Raw genomic sequence first — 23,912 nt, 5'->3', positions numbered from 1 at the left:
AGGTTGTGTTGCCCTGTTTGTCAGCGCGGGAAGGATACGCCGCACGAACTTGTAGCGACCTTGCTGGTGTCACCGATCCACCAGTCGCAATTCCCTTTGACGTGCGTGTCGGTCACGGTGATCCACGGGAACCAGGTGCCTCCATCTGAATAGGGGCCTCGGTGTTCATAAATGAGGGTTTCCTGTAGATCACTCATGCGCACCTTGCGCACGATCACGTCGTTGTAGAACGGGTCTGCGGCGCCCCAGGTGTTGTTGATCTGGTGGAAATAGATCCAGCCGTCGCGCAGTACGAAGTCCAGCGCCAGCCCATAGACAATGCCGGTAGAGCCGGGGCTGTTCGGCAGAGCGATTAATGGGTCGGTGAAGTGGCCGGTACCGTCATTGCGTAGATATCCGTTCGGCAAGGCCCACGCCGCGGCGGGGTTGGCCGGGTCTGAGCCGGGTGGTGTGCCAGAACCGACGAACAGATCCGGCACGCCGTGTCCAGTGTCGATCAACTCGACACTGTAGATGCCGCCCTTGCCTTGCAGCGACGCAGGCACCCGGGTCAGGTCCTGTACGAAGCTGCCGTTGCCTTGGTTCATCAGTGCGTAGGGACGGCCATAGTAGGTGTCGGCGACGATGATGTCGGGCTTGCCGTCGCCATCCAGGTCGGCAGCACTGGCGCCGTGGTAGTAGCCGGAGAAGGGCAGCAAGGTGTTGTCGTAACGCCCGTCGGCGCGGCTGAGCAGGATCCGCGCTTGCTCGCCGGGGTAGGGCGGGGCGTCGTAGCCGTGGCACGCAAGGAAAACGTCGGGGCGACCGTCTCCATTGAAATCGGCGACGATCAGCTTGCGCGGGTGGATGCAGCCGGTGGTGTCATCAAGCAGGTCACTGGTGCGGTCTTGCCAGGTGCCATTTACCTGGCGCCAGAAGCGGATGTGCCCCGGTTTGGCTTCCGAGATTGGCTTCTGGGCGTCGTACTCAAGCGAGGCATTGACGAACGACCAACTGCCTTCCTGGAAGAAGTCCGCAAATGTGCCGGGGAAACTTGCGTTCTGCGCCGGGCGGCTCTGGCCAGCGAAGGGGTCTCCGGCCCGCTGTCGATTGGCGTAGGACGAACCGGTCGCGGGGTGTGGCACGATCAGGTCGGCACTCGCTGATGCGCTGCCGCCCGCGCCGTCGCACCGCAGCACATAGGACTGCACGCCGCCCTCTGCGCCACCAGTCACGCTGATGCTTCCCGAAGTGGCGAGCGCGCCGCTCACCCCAGCCAGCCCGGCGCAGGCTGTCGCGTTGGTGCTGCTCCAGGTCAGTGTCGTTTGCGCACCCGGTGCGATGCGCGCCGCGCTAAGCGAAAGGGTCACCGTTGGGGCAGGTGTGACCGGCGTGGTGCCGCCGCCACCGCCTCCGCAGCCTGCCAGCGCGATGCTGGCTGACAAGATCAACGGGGCCTTCCTCAGCGAGGACGCGTGGTTAGTCTTCTGCACCTTGTGGATGTGGCTTTGCATGATGTGGGCCTTTCAATTCCAGCTGGCTATGGCGTTCCAGGTCGCGGAGTCGCGCTCGCGCAGCGCGATCAAAGATTCGTAGTAGCCGCAGAGCGCGATGAGGGCTGCGCGTAGCCGGACATCCGGGTCCGGATGCGGGTGTTCCGATGCTTTGCGCTCGACGTAACGCTTGTCGCAGAAATTGGGAATCGCGGCGCCGAGTTGGGCCTCAAGCTCAAGTGCGCGTTGGCGCAAGGCGTCGAGACTCGGCTCGTTGGCGGGGTGAGTGGTGTCGCTCATGACAGGCTCCGGAAGGCGGGGTGCCTGCATTCTTACCCTGCAATCCGACAAAGCATGTCGCATGCGCTCACATGCGTACTCGGGTCATCAGGCATATGTACGCAACGCGTGCCGTGACCCTCATGAGTGCGGGGACCGGTTCGCACCAGTGCGCAAGCTCGCGCGGCCCCACCCCCCAAACGGCGGCTTGATAGGGGTCGAGGGCCTCTGACGACGCCCAATGGGCGAGGTGTCGTTCGATCGCCTCGAAGCGAGTACCGTCGAGCGTGTCACCGCCCAACACGGGCAGCAGCGCGGTTTGAATCAGCGCTACCTGCGGCATGAACCGCGGCAGACTCGGCGGCGCGCTGAGGCAGTAGAGATGCTCGCCATGACGGATCTCGACGTGTTCGATCCGCCGTCGTTGTTCGATCAGTTGCTCAATGGCGGCGTCGAGCGCGTACTCCACCGAGTCCAGATTCAGCTCGCGTTCCTTGACTCGTGGCGCCAAGAGACATGCGTGTGCGAATGTATGGGGCGGCCTTGTCAGCAACCAGGCCGGCGCGCCGTCGAGCTCGAGCGGCGTTTCGTCGGGCGTGTTGACCAATTCAATCTGAAAGCCGCTCGTCGCGATTCGCTGGGTAATAAAGGTCGCACCGAGGTCAAGACCGGCTATGTAGCCCTGTCGGTCGGTGATATGGCCCAGCAGGTTCTCGGGTGAATGCAGGCCCCGCGTTTCGACCTGTTCCGGTGAGGCGTCCTTGCTACGCACGGCATTAAGCAGTCGACTTTGGAGGTCGCGCGGCTGCTCGAAACGTGAATGCTCCGTGCCGCGCGCGAGCGCGGCGACGATGGCGTTAAAGGCCTCTAGGTTGGGGTGTTGGCGCATTCGTCATCCTGTACAGGAGGTGTCATGACGAGGACGTAACCAACGCGCCCGGTGACTGTCACGGCTGGAGCTCCCGCTGCAGGTATCGAGAACGCCTCCTCAGGTCCCCAACCCCATTTCGCGTGTTCATGTGAGTAGCGCTTATTCGGAGGCGCCAAATTGACTGCGACTGCTGGGGCCAGATGGGGCGGCGGAGAAGGAAGCCATGTACCGGTGCGATTCCACCAATTGGAGATATCCGTTGCAAACTGAGCCGCTACGCCACTGGGAAGTGCTTGTCCATTCCAGTATGGTCCAGATATGAAGTTCACTGGGTGGTTGGTTCTAGGTATCGTTGGGGTGCAGTTGTGCAACGTTGTAAGTAGTCCGACCTGAATCAGAGGTAGCTCGCGGCCTATTGAAGGGAAGTTGGCGAAACGGATCTGCTGGTCTACGCACTTCACGTAGTCAGAGTCGAGCGATGGCAAAGGAGGGATTCTCCTGTTGTTCTTACCTGTGGTGTAGGCCTTGGCGATATTGGCGGGACTCAACAGGAACTTTGCGCCTTGATGGATTGAGTAGTGTTTCAATTCGATGGCCGCGAGCGGAGCTCCATGGATGTCGACCGCGATGGCGTCCAACGTCTCGCGCGTTCCAAGAAACGGAAACTCCGAAATCAAGCAGTACTTTGGCAGCTTGCCAACTGTCAAACCGGCTAAATGCGCGTGCAATTTTTGGTGTGCTGAGCGTTCGCCTTTACCTAGTGTGCAAGTCGGTAAAAGCCCGCACGCGAGATGAGACAGAGGTGTTGGGCTCCCCCAAGCGGGGACCGCAGGGGTGGGCACGCCAATATTGATGTCATGCGGCCCTTCCGCCGATCTGGCAGACGTCCCCCTTGCGAGGAAGTCAAGGATGTCCCAATACAAGTCACAGGCGGTCGGCATGTGTGCTCCCGGTTGATCTAGCGATGGCGCAAATCCGGTCTATCGACAAAAGACCCTGGTGTCTGAAGGCTACCCTGTAGCCCAAATGACATTGGTCAATTCGGCGGGTCATCTCTTGCCTCGTGGCGAACGGCAAAGGCTGCTCGCGTTTGATCATTTGGAGCCGCTCTGGGATCTCGAATCAGCCCTGCGCCAGAATGCGCGCAGCGCGCGTTTCTCGCTCCGCTTATTCATGAGCGTCCAGTCGGACGCTGCAATCTGCCCGATTCGACGCTGCTGCGAAGCGGTGAACGGGACGCGGCGCGGTACTGGGGGCAAGTTGTGCAGATGTGCTTCGAATTCCTCAATCAAGGCGCTGATGCTTACTTCGTCTTCGATCGCGTTGTCAGATACTGCCAGCGCGGTTGTAGTGCCTGCGTCCTGTGACGTTTCCTGCTTTGTGACGGACGCCTGCCTAAGCGGCGAGGGAGCGGGAGGGATGGGCGCCGGAGTGGTGTCTTCGCAGGGGAGGTCTTCAATGGAAACGCCATCGTTATCCAGTAACGCCGGCGCGACGATCTGCCAGAGGCGGAGATCCGGGCGGCCCGATTCTGGCGCCTCCCGGCCCGCCTGCAGCGCCGGCATTGCTGCAAGCAGTTCTCGCAGGTAGCGGAACTCACCCGCGTACAGCAGTCGTTGGGCCAGTGTGACACTTTGCCGTTGCAAGAGGAGCAGGGCGAGGTCGGAAGCATCGGCACCGGTGACGACTTCGCGCAGGGCATAGTCCGACGCTCCGTGGAGACATTCAGATAGCAGTTCTGCGCAGCCCTCCGGAATTCGAACCTCGGCTGCGACTTCGTCGGGCAGACCTGCCTGGACGGTATCCAGCGCCTGCTTTGCCTCGTTATCCGACAGGAAACTGCAAATAGAACCTGATGCTTGCTTGCGCCCCAGTTCGGCAAGGATCGACTCAATCGCATGTTCGGCCGTTGACTGACGGATCGGCCCTAGCCGCCTCATCTTTGCCGCGATTTTGTGTTTCCGGGTCCAACTGCAGGCGCGCAGCATTGAGTGCCTGAGGTACTCGCTGCCGGCCTTGAGGGCCTCGGCCAAGGTGGTATCGGGGATCTTACGGATTAGAAGATAGCGCTCGTTGTCGGTGAGTTGCGCCAGTCCCTCGAAAGCGGGGTAGTGCACTTCCCCGTGGCGATCAGCCATAAGGCGACTATCGAGCAAGCGGCGGATGGCGTCGATCTGGGGGCCGTCGAGCGAGAGCAGGAGCTGAGTCAGATCGGCGAGTGGCACGGCGAGCCTCATAGGTGGCAGTCGGGTGAAGCGGGGCACGTTTGCCTATCGCGTTTCGTTTCGCGCGCGGACGCTACGCCGCGCGCGGGCCTCGTGGACATCGCGAGGCGAAGCCCCATGAGTTCGGCGAGCCGGCAGTGTTCGCCGACGAGCCAGGCTGCTGCCTCGGCTTCTTCGATATGGTCGCTCCGGGCACCATCGGCGCGTAGCGCGATGCCGGCGAACAGGTACTCCAGAAACAGCAGATCGGTAACGGTGGCGCCAAGCCAGGGGATCGCCTCGGTGTAGCCGGCAGCCCAATCGAACTTCTGCTTCGACGCGGCAAGGAAGGCTTCGAGTTCGCTTCCAAGGTGGCAGGCGCCGAACACGATGCCCTTGCCTGTTCGGCGGTTGCGTCGCCCCTGGCCGAGCGTGTGCGCGAGCTGAGGCAAGGGGATCTCGCTGGTCGGCGTTTGCAGGCTGGCGCGGCCACCGTGCGCAGCAAGGTAGGCCACACAAAGCGACTCGCTCGCAAGAAAGTGCCTGAGCCAGTGCGCTAGCTCGACACATGAGCCAAAGCTTCGGTAGCAGACGGAGAGGCCCCTGTGAGCGGCCCAACCGTCAATGAATGGCCGGACGCTGGGTGCCGGCTCAAGGCCTGGAACCCAGGCGGCCTCCAAAACGAGAACAGACGGTGCGCTCATGCTGCAAACCCCATCCGGACAAGGGTGCCGCGGCGCCCGGCGATTTCGGCTCGCAGCGTGTCACGCAACCACGCGGCGGTTGGCGCTTCAGCGAGCAAGTGGGCCAGCTTGATGACGACTGCGAAATCCCCGGGTGTGACGCCGCGCATGCTGATTACGTCTGCGCGGATCTCGGCCAGCGCGAGCTCATGAATGCCCAACTCCGCGGCCACGTCGCAACAGGCTTGCCACACGGTAGCGGGCGGCATCGTTTCAAAGCGGATCTTGTGACTGAAGCGACGTCGTGAAGCGGGGTCCATCTGGTCAAAGCGGTTGGTCGTGCAAACCAGCAGCCCTTCGAATTCTTCAATCTGCGTCAGCAGTTCATTGACCTGTGTGATTTCCCAGTTCTGATGAGCGTTGCTGCGGTCGCCCAGGAAGGAGTCGGCCTCGTCGATCAGAAGGAGGGCGCCTTCGTCCTGCGCACGTTCGAAAGCGTCCGCCATGTTCTGCTCCGTAAGGCCCACAAACGGGCTGAGCAAATCGGACGCGCGTTTGACCACCAGTGGTCGCTCCAGGGCGTCCGCAAGATGACGGGCGAAAGCGGTCTTGCCGGTGCCGGAAGCGCCGTAGAAGCACATTGTTGCTTGCGGGTGGTGGCGCAGCCCGGCGAGTACGTCTGCAATTGATTGATCGGTGGTGATCCAGTCGACGCGGAAAACGCTCGCGCTTCCGTGCCTAACCTTGAGCGGACGTCCGTGCAGTACGCGATTACTCTGGCGCAGGCTGTTTTCGGCGGCCCCGACGGCGTCATGCGCAGGCACGCTCGCGGCGACACGCGCCGCGCGCTCGAACTGGGAGGGGACGATGTCCGGATTGCTGGCCAAGGCATCAAGCCACGCCTCGGACGGCGCGAGCGCACCAAGGTGGCGAGCCACAATGCGCCGGCGCGCAGACAGTGGGGGATGGCGGAACTCGATGGTGAAGTCAAACCGGCGCAGCACCGCGCGGTCGATTTTGTGCACGCGGTTGGTGATCCAGATGGTTGGGGTGCGCGATTGCTCCAGCGCACGATTGATCCAAGCCTTGAACGTCACGCGCTGTGCTTTGTCGGACTCGCGGCTGGCAGACTCCTCCGTCTGAAAGACGTCCTCGACTTCATCGAACATCAGGATGCTCCGACGGGTCGGGGCGAGGAGTTGCTCGGCGAAGCGATAGGCGCGCAGCCGATCGTTGCCAGCGAGCGGCGCCCCCGAGGTATCGGCGTAGGCGACCTCCAGCAGTTCGCGACCAGTCTGCTGTGCAATGACTTGGCAGAACTCGGTCTTGCCCATACCCGGAGCGCCGTAAAGCAGCACATTCAAGGACCCATTCTCGCGTGACAAGGCACAGGTGATCATCGCGACGAGCGTGCGCATCTCGGTGCCAAGATGATCGAAGTCACTCGCAGTCAACGTCGGCACCGCAGCGGGCGTGACGAAGCGGCGCAAGAGTTGCGAGAGCCGCAGATCCTCTTCAATGAGCGCGACACCGAGCCCCCGCAGCAAGGTGAGTTTCTCCCTGATGGGGCAGCCCCCGGGCTCCACTCCTACGATGCCTGCGGTGACGAGCGTGCTCTCTGATGTCAGGGCACGCTTGAAGCCTTCCGCGTCCAGACGGGACAGCAGGGAGAAGATTGCGCAGATATCAGCGGTCGTGACCTTCTGGTCCGGAATTGCACATTCAAATTCCCAGAGTGCGGCGCGCAGGGCAGTGAAGGTCAGGATGAACTGTTCGTGGAGGCTCAATGCTAGAAGATCTCCCAGCGCGGCAACATTGGTGAATAGCGCCGCGTCGGCCGGAATGGGGCGTCCGAGCATGGCTGCGCGGCGCTCGCTCAGGAGCGCACGAAGTTCAATGGCCCGGGTCGCCGGATCCCCCTCGTACTTGCGTTCAATGGCATTGATGCCCGTCCACGAGATCTCCGTGCATTCGTAGAAGTTGCAATCAATGGCGAGGTTGTCTCGCTCATGCCAGCCGAAGTGCAACATCATGTCGATGAGCCACACGGCAATCAGCGGTTGGTAGGTCGCGCTCGGTCCGACGAGGCGTTTGTCGCCGGGTTCGTGCGGGCTGCGCAAGTGTTCGATGAGTGTGGGCATGGCGACCTCCGAATCAGGTCACCATCATTATTTCTATGTGCGACATCTTGTGTCGCATGGGGCCTGCGTGCTGTGCGACACAAATCGTCGCAGCTAGGCGGATGATCAAGGTTATTGGATAGACCGGAGATCGTCATGAACCAGCGCGTAAAGCAGGGCTCCCCAGCGTTTGTCGTCTGCGGCAGCGAGCCCCCCGTCCAGCTCCCCGACCCCGTCTTGGAGAGCCTTCGCCCGATGCTGTGCGTCTGGCTGGTGGATCTCGCTCTGTTGCACGTTCGTATCGACCGGGTGGTGGACCTCATGGAAGACGGCCGCGCCGACCGCAGGGTGCGCGCCGTTCTCGGAGAAGGGGCGTCGGCGTGCTTTGACGCGCTCGCAGAGCAGTCAGGCGAGGACGAGGATGACGAGCACGGCATTCTCTCCATCACTGATCGCCGCCGGCGCCGCAAGTCCGGCAAGGCTCACGTCCTGCGCTCGCACTTTCGCAAGATGCGTGAGGCGGCTGTGCGGGAGGGGGTCTCGTATGGAGCGCCGATCTGGCACAACCTCGCGACCCTGACGCGCCTGCTCAATCTGACAGCCGCGGAGCGGTTCGTGTTGCTCTTTGCCACCTGTCTGGGAGGGATCGCGCCTTTCAACCGAGTGGTGAGTGCGCTATCGATCGAAATGGATACGACCAATCTCGCGCTGGCGCTTTCAGGCCTTTCTGGCTTGTCGTCGGCGGAGATGGCCGACGCCCTCAGTGCAAAGGGCGCGCTACGCGCGACCGGATTGATCGCGTTGCAGGAACAAACGTGCGACCTCGAGAGCAAGCTCAGTATTCGCGAGGATTTGCCGGATCTGATGCTTGCTCAGACGGTCTGCGAAGAGGATCTGCTGGCGCGATTCGTTGATCGGCGTCCACCGGCTACCCTGCGCATCGACCAGTTTCCGCACCTTGTGCACGACACCGAGATCGTGACTGGTCTCATCAATCAGGCGCGCAACACCGGGCGGCCGGGTACGAACATCCTGCTCTACGGTCCGCCCGGTGTGGGCAAGACTGAATACGCTGTCGCGCTCTCCCAGGCGCTGTCCCTCAATGCATTCGAGGTGAAGTATTCCGATCCGGATGGCGACCCCATTGGCGGTGCCGGCCGATTGCGCGCCTACAACCTTGGGCAACGCCTGCTGAGCCGAAATCGCGATGCGGTCTTGATCTTCGATGAGGTCGAAGACGTATTCGAGAGCAACCCGTTCGCAAGCCTGTTTGGGGGCTCACGCGTGGAATCCCGTGGCAAGGCTTGGATCAACCGTTCGCTCGAAAACAACCCGGTTCCGGCGATCTGGATCACCAACGATCTGGAAGGCATCGACGCCGCCTACCTGCGACGTTTCGACTATACGATCAAGTTTGCGGTACCGCCGTTCTCGGTACGCAAACACATCGTCGATCACCATCTGTCCGCCTGGCTCGACCCCGCAGACGACAGCTTGCTGGCAGCGATAGCTGCGCGGGATCACACCACGCCCGCTCAACTGAAGAACGCTGCACAAGTCGCGGAAAGCCTCGTTGGACTCCCACCTGATCCCGCGAGAGCCGAGTATGGCCGCAGCCTGATTCTGCGCGCGCTCGATCGCTCCGCCGCGCTGCTCGGTCAGCCGAAGCCGTCGTGGGTGTCCGGGCGGACAACCGCCTTTGATCTCGCCTACGTCAATGCTGATGTTGATGTGTCGTGTCTTGTGGCCGCACTGATGCGTCGCCCCGCTGGTCGGTTCTGCTTCTATGGGCTGCCGGGTACGGGCAAGAGCGAGTTTGGGCGCCACATCGCAGAAGCGATCGACCGCCCGGTCATTGTGAAACGCGCGTCCGATCTGCTTTCCAAATGGCTGGGCGATACGGAGAGCCGTATTGCCGGAATGTTCGATCAGGCAAGCCAGCAGGGCGCCGTCCTCATCCTTGACGAGGCGGATTCGTTCCTGCGGTCGCGCGAGCGTGCGGAACACTCATGGGAAGTCAGCCAGGTCAATGAACTGCTGACGCAGATGGAGGCCTTCGACGGCATCTTCATCTGCACCACCAATCTGGTGGAACACCTCGACCCTGCTTCACTGCGACGCTTCGACTGGAAGGTACGTTTCTCGCCGCTGTCCCACCATCAACGCTGGGCGCTCTTTGCTCAGGAGTTCATTCGTCTTGGCGGCACGTTCGAAGCCGCCCAAGCCGCAGAGGCAGCCGTGTCCCGCCTCGAAGGCCTGACCGCAGGCAACATCGCAACCGTGGTCCGCCAATACCGTCTGCTTGATCTCACACCAACGGCAAGCGATCTCGTTGCTCGCCTCGAAAGCGAAATCTCTCTCCGGGACAGCGGACGCGCGGCTCATCCCAGATCCACCGAAAAGCCTCACTCCCTCAACCAAACACGTCAGGAGCAGCGCAATGAATACGCCTAAGAAGCTCGACCCGAAGTTGCGCGAAATGCTGGTCAACATTGCAAAGACCGGCGCGAATCATCTCGACGCCCGCGCCGAAGCGGTGAGTGAGCACAACACCGATCTGCACGAGATGTACGAGCGCCTGATCGAACAACCGGCGGTTCCGTTCAAGCCAGGGATGCTGGTGCGCTGGAAACCGGGTCTGCGCAACAAGCGCTGGCCGCAATACAACGAGGCGGCGATTGTCGTTGCTGTGCTCCCAGAGCCGATTCTGGACGACACCAAAGACGCCGGCTTCACCTACTTCCGCGAACCGCTTGACGTGATCCTTGGCGTGCGCGACCCGGATCACGATCTGCTGCTGTTCCACTTTGATTCGCGCCGCTTTGAGCCGCTACCGTGATCGGGCGAATCACGAGGCGCAGCACTGCGCGACCCGCCTCGCCGCGTGGCTGCTCTTCATGGCATGGGCGCTGCGCGCCATTGGCCAAGGACTGCTGCGCCTTGCGCTCATCTATGCGCTCGTGGCGCTAGCCGCATTGCTTTGGCTTCACTGAACCTGAGTCGAAAGGAGAGCGACAATGAGTCCAGAATTGGAAGAACGCCTGTACGCCACCTACCCGTCACTCTTTCCCCGCGAAACCTGGGTAGAAACGGAGTCTGCGATGCAATGGGGCTGCTGTTGCGGCGACGGGTGGTTCCCGATCCTCGATGCCCTGTGCGAGTGCATCCAGCGGAGTGTCGAACACGACGACATGCCCCCGGTTGTCGTCCGCCAGATCAAGGAAAAGTTCGGAACGTTGCGATTCCGGTTTTCAGGCGGCGATGAACGGACGCATGCGATGGCGGAGTTGGCGCTGGCACTCTCGATGCGCGTGCCGGAGGTGGGTACGACGAGCTAGCTGCATGTTCGTCGCACGCCATCTACGACTCATGCGCGAGGGAGGTATGTGTAGCCTTTTTGTGTTGCGCGAAAGGGTTCGCCATTGTCGTCCACTAGGCGCTTTCCGAACAATGGATGGTCGGTCAGATTCTGACTCACGCTCTGTTGGGTGGGCGAAGATCAATCAAGATGCTCTCTGCTAATGCTTCCAGAGATTCGTCGCTGCACTGGCGCTCCAGGTGTGCCAGCAGATCTTCCTGACGCGGCTGCGCAAATACCATCCTGTAGCGCCCAACTGCCTTCATCATTCTCCCTAGTCCGACTTGGTCTCGGCTGTGTGGGATGACGGGGACCAGACGCTCAATGCGTGCTGGCTGTCCCATGGCCGCTAGCATCCAAGACGGCGTGCCCTTTGGGGCCGAGCTGTCGCCCTCTCGATAGATCCAAGATGGGCGCATTCCACCTGCATCTTCACCTTTCGCTGCAACGAAGGCAGTCGCCTGGTCGAACATCCAGTTCCAAGCTAACCGGCCTGGCGCGTGAACCAAGGCTGCCCCGCCCCAGTCACGCGCGAGGTTTCTTCGAACTGCATGGTTGCGGAACCGGTGGATTCGACCATCGCGTTGTTCAAAGTCGACCGGACTCGATGGAAGGTTCCAGTGAACGATTGCGTGGCTGTACCAGTGGAAGTCGAGACCCTCTTGCCCGATGGAAGTGCTGCTCAGCACGAAGGGCAGAAATGGCGAGTTGAACGCTGCACGCAGCTGCGTCATCGCGGTTGGTCCGTCACCTTCGTCTCCGTCGCTACTGTCCTCCAGCAGCGGTCGTGCAAAGCGTAGGCTGCGGGCTAGGGGTACTAGGCGCCAGGCGCCGTTCTCATCTTGTCGCATCACCTCGGGCCGCAGCACGGCGGGCTTGAGCCGCAGCGCCACCTCCATCTGCGTCAGGCGGGCCGCCAGCGCGGCCAAGCTGCCTGCGGGCATGTCCGGCCCCAAGGGCTGGTCCACATCCAGTACCGCGAGGTATTCGTCGAGCACAGCCTGAAGGCCGCCGTCGGCGGCGTGCCGCAGCAAGCGGGTGGCGAAACTGCGTTCCTCTGGGTACAGGCCCGTCAGCATTTGTACGGTCTGTTCGTGCCCGAGGTAGTGCAGCAAGGCTGCGGCGACGCCGCTGGCGGTCTGGCGGTGCACCTCGTCCCAGTGCTGGCTGGGTTCGTCGGCCAAAGCTCGCAGCGCGCACACGGCCGGGCCGGCGAGCGCGAGATGGCACAGCACCGGTATGAGATCGGCAGGGCGCTTGCCCAGGCGGGCATCGCCTCGGCGCAGGGCGTCCCACAGGGACTGCCGTGCGGCTATGCCATCCCGAGCCCACAGCGGGTCGCCATCGCGCTCGGCCTCAAGCGACTCGAACTCAAATGGACGGAAGGCTTCGCGAGCCTCCCCTCCATACTCGCGCTCCCATGCGAGGCTATCGGCCAACGCAGGCCCCAGCCAGTACCAGTCGTGGTCCTCTGCACCTTGGGCTTCGCTGCCATAATGGGTCTGGACCTCCTCCATCAGCCTGGTGAGCGCTGGCATCAGACGGTCGATGAGCACCGGTACGGTCGGCGTCACGCCGTCGGCTTCGCAGTCGGCGGCCCATCGATCGGGGTGACCCAAGTTCGCTAGCACCGCGGATGGGTAGCCTAGCAAGTAGTCACCATAGGTTTCCTCGTGGCGCCGAGCGGGCGGAGGGCCGAATTCACGCCGCTGCTCGGCGCTCAGCAGCCCGTCCAGGACGGTCGACACGGCCCGCGGCACCATTCGCCAGCTCGAGAACAGCAGCCGTTTGGTGCGCCCACAGTCCCCAAGCGTGGCGAACGGACCGCCCAGCACGTGCCCAGGGAGCGACGGCGGCAACCACGCGACGCGGTGCAGACCCGCTTCGATCAGCGCACGCGCCATCGCGGCCGTGCGAGCATGCCCCGACTCGGCCCCGACCGCACCCTCAGCATCCAGAAACAGACCGGGCGTGGCGAGAGCGGTGCACAGCCCCTCCTTTTGTTCCACGAGCGCCTCGATCAGCTTGTCCCGCAGCTTATAGCCGCTCAGGAAACTGAACGCGGCTGGGGCCGAGCGCCAGTACTCCAGCAGGTCTGGCACCTGCAGCGCGACACCCACGCGCTTCAGGCCCACGTAGGCGTACATCTGCGCCGCGTCGGGGTGCACGGGCGTGGGCGGCGCCAGCACCATGGCGTCCCGTTCCTGGCTCGTAGGCGTACGGTCGGTTCGCGACATGACTCCGCGAAGTAGGGCCTCGATTTGGTCGCGCAGTGCCTCTATCGCTGTGGTGTCAGCCGGGTCCAGCGTACGCAGCCCGTCGTTGAAACGTTCGAGCAGGTCGCGTAGTCGCGCCAGGGCGGTCTCGTCGTCGCGCAGCAGAAAGCGCACCATCGCGAGGAACTCATCGTGATGCGAGTCCTCTTCGGGAGCATCTCCCACTGAACTCATACGGTATGGCGTGGCCGAAAGCATCAGCACGCGCGTGCGCTGGCCGTCAGTCTCGTACTCGTAGAGCTGCCGGGCCAACTCCGCATTGGGGTCGTGGCTGTCGAGCAGCCGCGGGAAGCGCTGGAATTCGTCGAGGATCAGGAGGTCTGGCTCGAGCGCTTGGATGCATACGCCCGCCAGGGTGCGGCGCAGGTTGGCGATTAGCGTCGCGGCCTCGCGCTGGTCCGGGTCGCGGTGGCGGTAGGCGCGTTGCCGGGGGAAGCGGTCCGCGAGCTCGGCCAGCTGGCTCACAAGCGTGCGGCCGTCCTGGTCGCCGCGGCGCAGCTCCTCGGAGAAGAGCTTCTGCAGCTGATCGTCGATGGCGTAGCGCGTGCGCACGCGGTCCATCAGCGTCTCGAACCGCTCGTGCCCCACCTGCTGCGCGAAGAGGTTGCGCCAGCGCGTCATGCTGACCTCGGGCAGCACATCGGTCACCATCTGGGCGAGCAGAGCACGTTCCTGCGCGTGGCCAGGGTCGTTGCGGAAGTCCAGCGAGGTGCCCGGCGTCAGCGCCTGGAAGTTCACGCCGCTGTGGGGCAGAGCCGAGGGGCGCTCGGGCCGGCCGTCCTTGCCCAAGGGAATGAGCGGCATCAGCGTCAGCCGCCCCTGCGAGCGGAAGCCGACCCGCTCCAGCGCCGGGATGCTCAGGCGGCGGATGTTTTGCTGCGCGATGTCAGCGTTCGAGCAGATGTAGACCACGTCCACGCGCCCCACCTTGCCCTGCAGGTGCCGCAGTGTCTTGGCCAGCACGCCGCGCGCTACCAGGGTCTTGCCCAGGCCAACCTCGTCGGCTACGAGGAATCGGCCGCTGCACGGGCGCCCGTCCGCGGGGAACAGGCACTCGAAGGCCCACTCCACCGTGTCGCGTTGGAAGGGCTTCAGGCGCGCCAGCACGTCTTGTTCGACGGCCAGCCAGTCGATTTCGTCTGTCATAGTGGAGTCAGGTCGGAAGGAGGTGTCTCTGCGCCTCGCGGAATGCGGTCCAGAGGCTGAGGAATGCCGAGTCCTGCATCAGCCCGCTGTCGCGGGAAGACTCGACGAGGTCCACCACTTCGCCCAATGTCTCGGGCCGCTCGGCTAGGGCCTGTAGTAGCGTTTCGAACAGTGGACGCAGCGGCGCGGCGGCGCGGCGGGCGTCGCCCTGACGTTGCTGGCGCTGCCGACGCAGGCGCTGGCGCAGGGCTTCGTCATCACCAGCGAGCATGAACTCAAGGTACAGCGCGAGGCTGTCGGCGTCACGCAGGTGGCGGGACAGCGCTGCCGACTCGCGCGCCGTGAACGCCGGCCAATCGCCCTGGGCAGACAGTCGTACAGTGGTCTCCGCACGCAGTTCCGTGCCGGGCACCTCCAAGACCAGCGTCCAGAACTCGGTGAGCTCGTGCAGCGCGAGGTCGGCGCAGCGGCAGAGAGGGCAGCCTTCCTCGGTGCCAGTGATCCGAGCCCATGGCACGCTGATGGGACGCGCCCGCCACTGCACCGGGAGTCCTTCGGCCAGCAGTGGTGAGCCGCTCACTATCGATAGCGAGAGCGACCATGTGGCTGTGTCCTGCGGCTCGAGGCGGGCCGACAGGCGCTCCTCGGTCACCAGCGAGTTGAGCAGCCAGTCCAGCGCCTCCTGCTGGCGCTTAAGGGTGAGCAGCGCTTCGTCAGGTGCCTGCGTCGGGCGCAGGTAGGGCGTGGTCAGGGGCGCGATGCCCTGATCGCCTAGCAGTGCGTCGACTCCCATGCGCGACTTCATGCCCGAGAGCTGCAGCAGGAACTCGACGTTTCGGGTGAACGCCGCCTCGGTGGCGTTGGCGGAGCCGGCCCACAGGTGCGCCTCCCAGCCGTCATCCGCGACCCACAGTTTGGCATGCAAGCCGCTGAGTGGCGCCCCCTCCAGGCTCAGTTCTTGGCGGAAGCCGTGCACGAAGTTGCCGTCCTCGGGAAACCACTGATCGGGCAGGCGGTCGTGCAGTTCGTCCAGCGCGTCATCGCGCGAGACGAGGTGCACCGGAAAGCCGGACGCCGAAAGCGTGTCCACCATGCCGCCGGACAGGAAGGGCGAGACCACTAGCAGCCGCCGCCCTCCGAGCTGCGCTTGTTTTGCCCAGTTCTGGAACGGGCTGCGCTGGCCGTCGAACAATTGTGCGAGCGGGTACTTGTGACCGGGAATGCCTAGGGGCCAGAAGGCCCAGTCCTTCACTTGGTCGTCCTGCGCTTCGAAGCGCACGGTGCGCAACTCCCGGGCAAAACGGTCACGTCGCTGACGGTGTGCGTCGGCCAGCCCGCCCAATGCGGGAACGGCGGCATGGTCGCCTAGGGCCTCGACGAACTGCACAAGTGGTGCGTTCGCGCGGATGGCGTTCTGGCGCTGGACCATCGGCCCGTCCAGCCGCGCGATCACGTCCCACGAGCGGTCGTAGGTCAGGTTGCGGGAGAGCACCAGCAAGCGGTAGAGCACCTCACCGCCGCCGTTTACGAAGCGCAGCAGCCACAGCTTTGGGTGGAACACCGCGCGGGCGGCCGTCGGCCGCACCTGAACCACACTGGCTTCCAGCCACAGGAAGGCGTCGCGCCACTCGGCGGGCACGTGGATCGCACCCGCTTGGCAGAACACACTGAGGCGCGAGGCCATCTCTCGCACTGCGCGCAGCGCTTCCAGGCGCGCACCGGCTGCGTCGCCCAGCGCCAACGGGTCGCTTTGGAGCAGGGCCAGCGGTACACCGGCCAACGCGGTAAGGTCCAGCGAGTACGTGCAGATTAGGGCGTCGGTGAACACGTACCCGTGCGGCGGCAGCACCTGCTCCGAGAGCAGGCAACGGTCGTCAGGATCCAGCATGCGCGAGGTCTCCGGTGCGGCCCAACCCGTTCAGAATGTCGATGACGATGTCGCGGCCGGTGCGCCAGCGGTAGTCCGTCAGGCCCAGCCATTCAGGCGGGCGCCAACGCTGCAGCACCGGCGGGTTGCCCATGCGCGCAAGCGCGCCCTTCAGGCGCCGTTCCCGCGCCTGCATCCAGCGTTCGGTCTGGATGCCCAGCAACGTGGACGGATCCGCCACCGCAAAGCCTTGTTCGGCCAGCAGGCGCAGCCACTCCTCGATGAAGGGCCGGTCGCGCTGCAGGCGCGGGTTGACCTGCGCAATCCAGCGCCAGAAGGCGCCCAGTTCATCGTGCCAAGCCTGTAGGGCCGTAGCGTGCGCACCAACCCCAGCCAGCGTGTCTGCCAGCAGCGTGTCGTAGTGCGCAGGGGCAACGTCACGCCGGCGCGCAACGAGCAGGCGGGTGTAAACCGCAGTCAGCGCCCTCGTGCTGAGCGAGAAGTGGAGGGCGTGGATCAGTTCGGTACTAAGCGACGCGGGCAGCGCCGGCCAGCGGCCGGTGTCCTCCAGCAGGGACCAGGGGGCTTCCAGAGTGGCTACCGTCGCCGCATCGAGGTGACGCACCATCCATTGCAGCAGGCAGACTTGCCCGGACGAGGTGTGCAGGCCTAGCACCTTCTCCTTGAGGTAGCGAGCCTCCCCGCGGGAAAGGTCAAAGGAGGTCCGAGTGAGGAACTCGCCATTCGCGTCGGGCAAGCCTGGGTCCCAGGTGGTGGAACCGGTGTAACCCTCGCTGTCTTCCCCATCCTCCGAGCTGGCACTGCGTCGACGGGAGGCCCGCCGCACGTCCGGCAGGTCGGAAAGGTACTCCTGTAAGGAACATGCGCCCTGGTAAATCCCCAAGCGCCGCAAGCCGCTCCAGTAGATGGAGGAAGGCAGGCGTTGGGTCTTATCTCGGTTTTCACGGCCGACCAGACCAGGGTGGCGTTCATCGGGCGTCTCGCCATCGGTAGCCAGCAGGGCCTCGATCAGCGCTACTTCCCGCTGGCGCAGCGTCGGCACCAAGCGATCATCCTGCACGCTGCCGCGCTCAAGGTCCCTCAGCAGCCACGGCACGAAGAGGAAGTAGCGGGCGCGAGTTTGGATGGTGCTCAGGCCGGGGAACAGATGGTCCGAGATTGCGTCACGAACAAGGCCCAAGCCCAGTTCGTCGATCGTGGACTTGTCCTTTTGCGACTCAAGGAGCGTAAGGACGTCTTCACGTTCGGTAGGGGAGAAGTCAAGCCATTGCAGAGTGGGCATAAGGTATGTGCGTGGTTTGAGGGGGTACGTCGCTACACGATTTGATGCACCGTCGAGCGCAGGCATCTCAACGTACTCGCAGTACTCGCGGTGAGCAGGCAAATTGATTGCCGCTGTGCGCTGAGACCCCTTTGACCGAATAGGTCCCTCCTGAGAGGTCAATAAGCAACTTCGCCTTACGTCGTCGTTCGGACGGCACCACAAAGAAGCGGACCGTTATCCGTTGAAGTCGCCTTGGCACGGCGGATGGGCATTGATGATGGACAACCAAACGCTCGGCGTAACGAAATGCCTGCCCGGTAGTTCGGAGCTTCCATCCCTTAGCGCGTGCAGATATTGACGAATGGTTGGTCTTTCGATCAGTCCTTCGTCGGCGGTGAATGGTTCGTCGCCGTCTCGTTGCGGTTTGCCCAATGCGCGTAACGCGTAGCGGGATACCGCCTCTGTGAGGTCAAGTTGCCATCCGGGAACGCGATCTCTGCGCCAGAAGAACTCCACGGCGGGGGTTCTGATATTGGATTCCACCAGCGCGAGCAGATCGGTTGCGGACCTTTCACGCATGATGGTCTCGGGGGGCGCCCCAACGCCAACGATCTCCAACGCTGCGAGGCTAGACGTGTTGAGTGCGGCTGCACATTGATCAAAGTACCGTTCAGCTGTAATGCATTCTCCGTCGGCGTCGCGATCAATGAGAGGCCACGGGTAGTCGATCACTCGGGGGAGAAAGTCGCCACGCGCCCCGTTGATCACCTTGTGATCGAGCGCGCGGCACATCGCCTCAATTCTTCGAAGAGCGCTGCGAAGCTCGCCACGGTCGACGTGGTCGCAGTCGCGACTGACCGACGCGGCGAGCGCTCGAAGATCATCCTCGGCCGCAGTTCGGCTGGTGGCCGCTCGGAGGATGGTTTGGGTCGGGCCCGGAACTGTGGATGCTACGTTTTCGGCGAGCCAACGCCCGAGAGGGGATTCGCATCGCTCCGGTGTGACGTCGATCTCAACGTGAGGATGATCGCCGGACGCGACTCGTACGGGCGCGCCAGGTAGCTTCTCAGCGAGATAGGAGAACGTGCATGCAAGGACAGTCTTAGGCATAAGGAAGAAGGCTAGTTTTCGTGACGTGGCCGTTATTCATCAAACGAATGGTCGGCCGCAGATTGTTGCCGATGATGCCCATGTTTTCATGTCAGGTAGCGACATATGGCCTCTTCCATTGTGGCATTGTGAAGGTCGAGCACCGGTTGGATGCTGCACATCTCAGTCGTTTCAACTACTTGATAACCACCGCCCAAATTCCAGGCCAGCGGGATCTTTCGGCTAGTGGCGAATTCGAAGACGGCCGCATCGCGATGACGCATCTCCGCGCTATTCAAGAATCCACCAATGGGATCGTTCTCGTGCTGGTCAGCGCCTGCCTGGTAAAGGATGAGATCGCAACCACTGAGCTGCTCAAGTAACTGCGGCAATCCAGCAAGGAACGCTTGGTTTTCCCTTGGGTAACTTGCCAGCGCGGTAATGTGCGTAATGTGAGCGTCGAGTCCATAACGATGGATGATGTCTTCAGTCCCGGCACCGCGATGCTGATCGATATCAAGAATGCCAACGTGCTCCACGGCCGATTCAGACAGAAGCGTTTGAGCAGCGACCATTAACCCGTTGAAGGTGCAGAATCCCCAGCAATAGTCGTAGCCGGCGTGGTGAAAGCACGAGGTTGGAGATACGGCAATGCCGTGAGCCAGTGCATCGCGTGTGGCATGCAGTAATGATCCGGTAGTCCAGTGAAAGGACTCAACGAATCGCGGATCGTCTGATTCCATGCCGTTCGGTATCTGCATGTTCAGGATGCCCTCAACGAACGACGCCGCATGGGCGCATGCTCAGCTCGACAATCGTTGCCGGCGGATAGCCCTTGATCTCGATCGGATACCGGGAAAGCCATTCGCGTACCACTTCGCGTGGCTTGGCCGCCGAAGGGCTCTCCACAGCAGCATCTGACACCATACGTGGGTCGAAAATACGGGGATTCTGTTCATGGTGTATCGACTACGCGTCGTCTTCGGTCGATTTGCGTAAACGTTTGATGCTACTGAGTCGAGCGACAAATGATGTCGCAGGACGAGAGCGATTGCGTTTCCATCACGAAGACACGTTCCAAGGGCGGTAAGGGCGTCGGACAAGTCGTCTCAGGCGGCTAGGCGGACTGCTGCAAATCGGCAATCTCTACGCAGCAACCAGATCGACTCAATCTTGCCCATAGAAGTCCAACGGTGCGACGCAGGCTGTCGCAGATCGTCAATACACTGGGCGTATTAAGCGGAGAACGATATGCCACAGTTGATCGAGTACCTGGATGTTGTCGCACGGCGTCTCGGCCATGACCTGCTGTTCTTTGGCCCTATGCCTGGGGGATTGTTCGACGATGACTCTCACGCCGACTGGCTAAGGGCTCCCGCCGCGGATTCAATACGAGAATGGCTCGACGCTGCCGGCGTCGCCCATGGAATCTGCGGACCGACGTCCAACTCGGGCTGGATCGAGGGCGGTCCGAAATACCTCTACCTCGAGTTGCCCTACGACGCCGATAACGCCGATTACCAACGCCTCTGTGCCTTTGTGCAAGATCACGATGACGGCCGAACGCGTTGGCCAGAGATTCGGTTTTGTGTGCTCACGCTTGCGAATGCAATGAAAGCCGGAGCGGACAAAGATCGGGTCTTCGATTGAAGATTCGAGTGTGCGCCAAGCCGCGGCAATGATGATGACGAGCGTTGAACTGGAGCATGTGCTGAGGTCCATTTGGGAGGCGACACGGCTGCTCGGGCGGGTGGAGCCGATGCTGGCGCCCCGCAACGACGCGCAAGCAAATGAGATGGAAGTGGTGGCGAAGCAAGTCACCGAGACTCAGCGTTTGCTCGGCGCTTCAATCGAGAGCCTCGAAGCGCTATTGGCCGAGAAATGCGCGCCAGAGCAAGATCCCGCGACGCTGTCGCCAGAGGAAATCGACGGATTGCTTCGGCTGAACTGGCGGCTAACTGCGATCACAGAACTCCTGCATTGCGTCGCGTCCGACCAAATGCCACGTCTCGAAGCCAAGTGCGCGGATCCCGCGGACCCTCTGTGGGACTACGAAATGGACGCGAGGATCGACTTCTGCCTGCGATCGGACGATCCCGCGTTCGACGATGACGAGGAGAACAACTTGGCCTCGAGGAGGGTGTCGGTCAAGCATCTGGTGGACCTGCGACGTCGCAACCGCGAGCGCGCAGACTGGGCGTGGTCAGGCTTGCCCGCCGCGCTGCGCGCGCAACCTCATTGCTGGCTGTTCTATGACCTGGTTGATCATGAGTATGGCGACGGAGGGGCGCGGATTTCTTACCAGGATTGTCTTAGAGTCGGCGAGGTCTTCGTCGATGTGGCGGTTCGGCACCAGTTTCTGTTTGCCGTGGAGGCTAGTGTCGCATGACCGACTCAACATGCTGGATCGACTTTTCTGCTGATCGCCGGACCTGTAGGCGCAATACGCAGGGCTGGTACGAGATCACATGTGCCGACAATACGCTGCGGTTCGCCGGGCCGTCCCCAAAAGATGGCTATTGGCCTGTGTTGCTGAGTAAATGGGCCGAGCAAAACAATCTTGCGCCTTCGATTGAGTACGGGGCCGACGGGTCGGAGATTACGCGCATCTCAGTGACAAAAGCGCAGGTTCAATCATTCATTGCCTATCTGTATGACGACGAGCCGGCGTACAACGATCCAGCCCGGATGCTGCTGTGGAAGGGGCATGCTTGGGCGGTTCACTACCTCATCGATTTGAAGGCGTTTGTCGCACAGGAATTCAGCGAGCGCGCGAAGTTCACGCTTTTCGCGGATGTATGGTGATCAAGAGGCTCCACGTTCGTCGGAGTTGGCATTGGTGCCCACCTTCGAACCGAGTTGGTGGGTGGGTTGGGACGGATAGTTCGAGCCAAGCATTCGAGTGAGATCAACACCGTACTTCGGACAAGCAGATGAGACACAGGGCAGCATGAACTACGACATCATCGGCGACATTCACGGTCACGCAGACGCGCTGGAAGCGTTGCTCTGCGATCTGGGCTATCGGCACCGCGGAGGGGCTTGGCGTCATCCGGATCGACGGGCGCTGTTTGTCGGCGACTTCATCGATCGTGGGCCCAAGCAGGTTGAGGCCGTCCAGATCGTGCGACGCATGGTCGATGCAGGCTCAGCGCTGGCGGTGATGGGCAATCATGAGTTCAATGCCATTGCGTGGTTTCTGCCTGATCCGGCAAATCCAGGCGAGTACTTGCGCACCCATCACTCTGCAAGGTATGGCGCCAAGAATCGGCATCAGCACCAAGCCTTCCTGGCCGAAGTGGAGGGGACGTCTTTGCATGAGGAACTTGTGAACTGGTTCCTGACCCTGCCGTTGTATCTCGATCTGCCTGATCTTCGCGTCGTGCATGCATGCTGGCACACGGCGGCGCTGGGTTATCTGACACCGTATCTGACCGAGCAACGTTGCCTGACGCCCGAGACGATGGTCATGGCCTGCCGCGAACCGGAGAGCGAAGCGGAAAAGGACGCGCCCGGGATGACGGTCTTCAAGGCGGTCGAGGCGGTACTCAAGGGTATCGAGGTCGCGCTGCCACCGCCGCATGTGTTTCATGACAAAGACGGGATTGCCCGCAGCAGGGTGCGCGTGCGCTGGTGGGATAACGATTCGAGCACCTACCGGAAGGCGGCGATGCTGCCCGAGGATCTCCGGCGCGAGTTACCAGAGGAGCCTGTGCCCGCGCACACACTCGTCGGTCACGACCGCGGCAAACCCGTATTTGTCGGCCACTACTGGCAGAGCGGCTCGCCCGAACTGTTGTCCGACAAGGTTGCCTGCGTGGACTACAGCGTCGCCAAAGGCGGCAAGCTGGTCGCCTATCGATGGGACGGCGAGCCTACGTTGGACGCGAGAAAACTGCATTGGATGCGGGGATGAGATCAGCATGAGGCGTGACGTGACCGCGGAAGCACAAGAGCACTTCGAGCGGCGAACTCCTGTCGCCGCCGTTAGAGAACGCTACCAGGGCTGCCTGCTTGGCGGCGCTGTCGGCGATGCACTGGGCGCGCCGATTGAGTTCATGCATCGCGCAGAAATCCTTCGTCGCTTCGGGCCCGAAGGTCTGACAGAGATGGTGCCCGCCTATGGTCGTGTGGGCGCCATCACCGACGACACCCAGATGACACTCTTTACTGCTGAAGGCGTCTTGCGGGGATTTGTGCGCGAGTCGCTGCGGGGGTTATGCCATCCTCCGAGCGTCATCCACTATGCCTACTTGCGCTGGTTGCACACCCAAGGCTATTCCTTGCCGCGCGACATGGAATTTGCACTGAGCGGCTGGATGATGGAACAGAAGGCGTTGTTTTCGCGCCGTGCGCCAGGCATGACTTGTCTCGACGCGCTGCGCAAGGGCACCCGGATCGGAAAGCCTGCACACAACGACAGCAAGGGCTGCGGTGGTGTGATGCGGGTCGCGCCGATCGGTATGCTCTTTCATGCGCTCAGTTGCAGCAGTCCCGAGACGCGTGCCGAACGACGCGCGCATGCGTTTGACCTGGCTTGCGAAGCTGCCGCCCTGACGCACGGACATCCCACCGGGTTTCTGACGGCCGGCGTGATGGCAGCCTTGGTGTTCGAACTGCTCGACGACGTATCGCTCCCCGCTGCCATCGCGCATGTCATGCCCCTGCTGATGGCAAGAGAGCGCCATGAGGAAACCCTCGCGGCGCTCAATGCGGCGGTGGCGCTGGCCGAGTCGGATGTCGTGCCGGCTCTGGCGATCGAACAGTTGGGGGAGGGCTGGATCGCCGAAGAGGCGCTCGCAATAGGCGTCTATTGCGCGCTCAAGGCTGAAGATTTTGAGTCGGCCGTGGTCATGGCCGTAAATCACGACGGCGACAGCGACTCGACCGGGTTGATCGCTGGGAATCTGATGGGCGCCATCTACGGCAGATCGGCGATTCCCGAGCGGTGGCTCGTCCCACTCGAACTGCGTTCCGTTATCGAGGAGGTCGCGGATGACCTCGCCACGGTTGGCGAATGGCAACTGGGCGATTGGGGTAATCCAGCCGCTGAAGCGGAGGAGGCGTACTACTGCGAGCGCTATCCGGGCTGCTGAAGTTTGCGTGGTTCGAAACGGCCGGATCGGCCTGTAGGCACCGGAGCAGCGGTGCTCGACCCGAATTGATGCGGGGGTCGGTGTGGCCTTTGGCAGAGTGGTAAAGCGGATGTGGCGATAAACCCGCGTGTGCGGGGTGGCGGTTGCAGATCAGGATCTTGAGGGA

General features: G+C 62.5%; 19 protein-coding genes. 8 read left to right on the top strand and 11 right to left on the bottom strand.

Annotation, left to right across the window (positions count from 1 at the left end; translation table 11 throughout):
• Nucleotides 1-20: 20 nt before the first annotated feature.
• From HH302_RS13685 to HH302_RS13660, 6 genes are all read right to left on the bottom strand, one after another.
• Nucleotides 21-1,493 (bottom strand): VCBS repeat-containing protein, encoded by a 1,473-nt coding sequence (locus HH302_RS13685; RefSeq protein WP_172202794.1) that lies wholly within the window; start codon nucleotides 1,491-1,493, stop codon nucleotides 21-23.
• A 12-nt stretch (nucleotides 1,494-1,505) separates the two neighbouring features.
• Nucleotides 1,506-1,772 carry a hypothetical protein gene (locus HH302_RS13680; protein WP_172202793.1) on the bottom strand — a complete coding sequence of 89 codons (267 nt, stop codon included), beginning with the start codon at nucleotides 1,770-1,772 and terminating at the stop codon, nucleotides 1,506-1,508.
• 67 nt (nucleotides 1,773-1,839) lie between these two features.
• The gene (locus HH302_RS13675) at nucleotides 1,840-2,640 is read right to left on the bottom strand and encodes a hypothetical protein (RefSeq protein WP_172202792.1); all 801 of its coding nucleotides are present in this window, start codon (nucleotides 2,638-2,640) and stop codon (nucleotides 1,840-1,842) included.
• Nucleotides 2,641-3,716: 1,076 nt separating this feature from the next.
• On the bottom strand, nucleotides 3,717-4,847 hold the full coding sequence (locus HH302_RS13670) for a FliG C-terminal domain-containing protein (RefSeq protein WP_172202791.1): 1,131 nt from the start codon (nucleotides 4,845-4,847) through the stop codon (nucleotides 3,717-3,719).
• Nucleotides 4,848-4,855: 8 nt separating this feature from the next.
• Complete coding sequence (locus tag HH302_RS13665) at nucleotides 4,856-5,341, bottom strand: hypothetical protein (RefSeq protein WP_172202790.1); 486 nt, start codon at nucleotides 5,339-5,341, stop codon at nucleotides 4,856-4,858.
• 185 nt (nucleotides 5,342-5,526) lie between these two features.
• The gene (locus HH302_RS13660) at nucleotides 5,527-7,557 is read right to left on the bottom strand and encodes an ATP-binding protein (protein WP_172202789.1); all 2,031 of its coding nucleotides are present in this window, start codon (nucleotides 7,555-7,557) and stop codon (nucleotides 5,527-5,529) included.
• A gap of 228 nt (nucleotides 7,558-7,785) precedes the next feature.
• Here HH302_RS13660 and HH302_RS13655 point away from each other — a divergent pair, with 228 nt between their 5' ends.
• The 3 genes from HH302_RS13655 (at nucleotide 7,786) to HH302_RS13645 (ending at nucleotide 10,967) form a co-directional block, all read left to right on the top strand.
• Nucleotides 7,786-10,083 (top strand): ATP-binding protein, encoded by a 2,298-nt coding sequence (locus HH302_RS13655; RefSeq protein WP_172202788.1) that lies wholly within the window; start codon nucleotides 7,786-7,788, stop codon nucleotides 10,081-10,083.
• Nucleotides 10,070-10,468: a hypothetical protein gene (locus HH302_RS13650; protein WP_172202787.1), complete on the top strand. Its 399-nt coding sequence runs from the start codon at nucleotides 10,070-10,072 to the stop codon at nucleotides 10,466-10,468. Before HH302_RS13655 ends, HH302_RS13650 begins: the two co-directional genes overlap by 14 nt.
• A gap of 178 nt (nucleotides 10,469-10,646) precedes the next feature.
• On the top strand, nucleotides 10,647-10,967 hold the full coding sequence (locus tag HH302_RS13645; RefSeq protein ID WP_172202786.1) for a hypothetical protein: 321 nt from the start codon (nucleotides 10,647-10,649) through the stop codon (nucleotides 10,965-10,967).
• A 136-nt stretch (nucleotides 10,968-11,103) separates the two neighbouring features.
• On the opposite strand, the gene HH302_RS13640 is transcribed toward HH302_RS13645, so the two are convergent.
• The 5 genes from HH302_RS13640 to HH302_RS13620 all read right to left on the bottom strand — a co-directional run bounded on the left by HH302_RS13640 (nucleotide 11,104) and on the right by HH302_RS13620 (nucleotide 19,411).
• Nucleotides 11,104-14,409: a hypothetical protein gene (locus HH302_RS13640; protein WP_172202785.1), complete on the bottom strand. Its 3,306-nt coding sequence runs from the start codon at nucleotides 14,407-14,409 to the stop codon at nucleotides 11,104-11,106.
• A 7-nt stretch (nucleotides 14,410-14,416) separates the two neighbouring features.
• Complete coding sequence (locus tag HH302_RS13635; RefSeq protein WP_172202784.1) at nucleotides 14,417-16,297, bottom strand: phospholipase D family protein; 1,881 nt, start codon at nucleotides 16,295-16,297, stop codon at nucleotides 14,417-14,419.
• On the bottom strand, nucleotides 16,284-17,579 hold the full coding sequence (locus tag HH302_RS13630) for a DUF6361 family protein (RefSeq protein ID WP_172202783.1): 1,296 nt from the start codon (nucleotides 17,577-17,579) through the stop codon (nucleotides 16,284-16,286). The genes HH302_RS13635 and HH302_RS13630 overlap by 14 nt, the downstream gene beginning before the upstream one ends.
• 216 nt (nucleotides 17,580-17,795) lie before the next feature.
• Nucleotides 17,796-18,353 carry a hypothetical protein gene (locus HH302_RS13625; protein ID WP_172202782.1) on the bottom strand — a complete coding sequence of 186 codons (558 nt, stop codon included), beginning with the start codon at nucleotides 18,351-18,353 and terminating at the stop codon, nucleotides 17,796-17,798.
• A gap of 404 nt (nucleotides 18,354-18,757) precedes the next feature.
• Nucleotides 18,758-19,411, bottom strand: coding sequence for a hypothetical protein (locus tag HH302_RS13620; protein ID WP_172202781.1), 654 nt, complete (start codon nucleotides 19,409-19,411; stop codon nucleotides 18,758-18,760).
• A gap of 490 nt (nucleotides 19,412-19,901) precedes the next feature.
• Here HH302_RS13620 and HH302_RS13615 point away from each other — a divergent pair, with 490 nt between their 5' ends.
• The 5 genes from HH302_RS13615 to HH302_RS13595 all read left to right on the top strand — a co-directional run bounded on the left by HH302_RS13615 (nucleotide 19,902) and on the right by HH302_RS13595 (nucleotide 23,746).
• The gene (locus HH302_RS13615; protein ID WP_172202780.1) at nucleotides 19,902-20,300 is read left to right on the top strand and encodes a hypothetical protein; all 399 of its coding nucleotides are present in this window, start codon (nucleotides 19,902-19,904) and stop codon (nucleotides 20,298-20,300) included.
• Nucleotides 20,301-20,328: 28 nt separating this feature from the next.
• Complete coding sequence (locus tag HH302_RS13610) at nucleotides 20,329-21,039, top strand: hypothetical protein (protein ID WP_172202779.1); 711 nt, start codon at nucleotides 20,329-20,331, stop codon at nucleotides 21,037-21,039.
• On the top strand, nucleotides 21,036-21,455 hold the full coding sequence (locus tag HH302_RS13605; RefSeq protein WP_172202778.1) for a hypothetical protein: 420 nt from the start codon (nucleotides 21,036-21,038) through the stop codon (nucleotides 21,453-21,455). Before HH302_RS13610 ends, HH302_RS13605 begins: the two co-directional genes overlap by 4 nt.
• Nucleotides 21,456-21,600: 145 nt before the next feature.
• Nucleotides 21,601-22,566 carry a metallophosphoesterase gene (locus HH302_RS13600; protein WP_172202777.1) on the top strand — a complete coding sequence of 322 codons (966 nt, stop codon included), beginning with the start codon at nucleotides 21,601-21,603 and terminating at the stop codon, nucleotides 22,564-22,566.
• 7 nt (nucleotides 22,567-22,573) lie between these two features.
• Nucleotides 22,574-23,746 carry an ADP-ribosylglycohydrolase family protein gene (locus HH302_RS13595; RefSeq protein WP_172202776.1) on the top strand — a complete coding sequence of 391 codons (1,173 nt, stop codon included), beginning with the start codon at nucleotides 22,574-22,576 and terminating at the stop codon, nucleotides 23,744-23,746.
• The last annotated feature ends 166 nt before the right edge of the window (nucleotides 23,747-23,912 follow it).

It is taken from the genome of Niveibacterium sp. COAC-50, assembly GCF_013184235.1.
Lineage (GTDB): Bacteria > Pseudomonadota > Gammaproteobacteria > Burkholderiales > Rhodocyclaceae > Niveibacterium > Niveibacterium microcysteis.
Note: the sequence above shows the minus strand (reverse complement) of the source record. Positions and strands in the feature narration are given on the sequence as shown.

Coding starts and splice junctions, on each gene's coding strand:
- HH302_RS13675 (WP_172202792.1), bottom strand. CDS start 2,640: ATGCGCCAACACCCCAACCTAGAGGCCTTTAACGCCATCGTCGCCGCG.
- HH302_RS13650 (WP_172202787.1), top strand. CDS start 10,070: ATGAATACGCCTAAGAAGCTCGACCCGAAGTTGCGCGAAATGCTGGTC.
- HH302_RS13685 (WP_172202794.1), bottom strand. CDS start 1,493: ATGCAAAGCCACATCCACAAGGTGCAGAAGACTAACCACGCGTCCTCG.
- HH302_RS13625 (WP_172202782.1), bottom strand. CDS start 18,353: ATGTGCCGCGCGCTCGATCACAAGGTGATCAACGGGGCGCGTGGCGAC.
- HH302_RS13645 (WP_172202786.1), top strand. CDS start 10,647: ATGAGTCCAGAATTGGAAGAACGCCTGTACGCCACCTACCCGTCACTC.
- HH302_RS13615 (WP_172202780.1), top strand. CDS start 19,902: ATGCCACAGTTGATCGAGTACCTGGATGTTGTCGCACGGCGTCTCGGC.
- HH302_RS13655 (WP_172202788.1), top strand. CDS start 7,786: ATGAACCAGCGCGTAAAGCAGGGCTCCCCAGCGTTTGTCGTCTGCGGC.
- HH302_RS13640 (WP_172202785.1), bottom strand. CDS start 14,409: ATGACAGACGAAATCGACTGGCTGGCCGTCGAACAAGACGTGCTGGCG.
- HH302_RS13620 (WP_172202781.1), bottom strand. CDS start 19,411: ATGCAGATACCGAACGGCATGGAATCAGACGATCCGCGATTCGTTGAG.
- HH302_RS13605 (WP_172202778.1), top strand. CDS start 21,036: ATGACCGACTCAACATGCTGGATCGACTTTTCTGCTGATCGCCGGACC.
- HH302_RS13630 (WP_172202783.1), bottom strand. CDS start 17,579: ATGCCCACTCTGCAATGGCTTGACTTCTCCCCTACCGAACGTGAAGAC.
- HH302_RS13595 (WP_172202776.1), top strand. CDS start 22,574: ATGAGGCGTGACGTGACCGCGGAAGCACAAGAGCACTTCGAGCGGCGA.
- HH302_RS13680 (WP_172202793.1), bottom strand. CDS start 1,772: ATGAGCGACACCACTCACCCCGCCAACGAGCCGAGTCTCGACGCCTTG.
- HH302_RS13610 (WP_172202779.1), top strand. CDS start 20,329: ATGATGATGACGAGCGTTGAACTGGAGCATGTGCTGAGGTCCATTTGG.
- HH302_RS13635 (WP_172202784.1), bottom strand. CDS start 16,297: ATGCTGGATCCTGACGACCGTTGCCTGCTCTCGGAGCAGGTGCTGCCG.
- HH302_RS13600 (WP_172202777.1), top strand. CDS start 21,601: ATGAACTACGACATCATCGGCGACATTCACGGTCACGCAGACGCGCTG.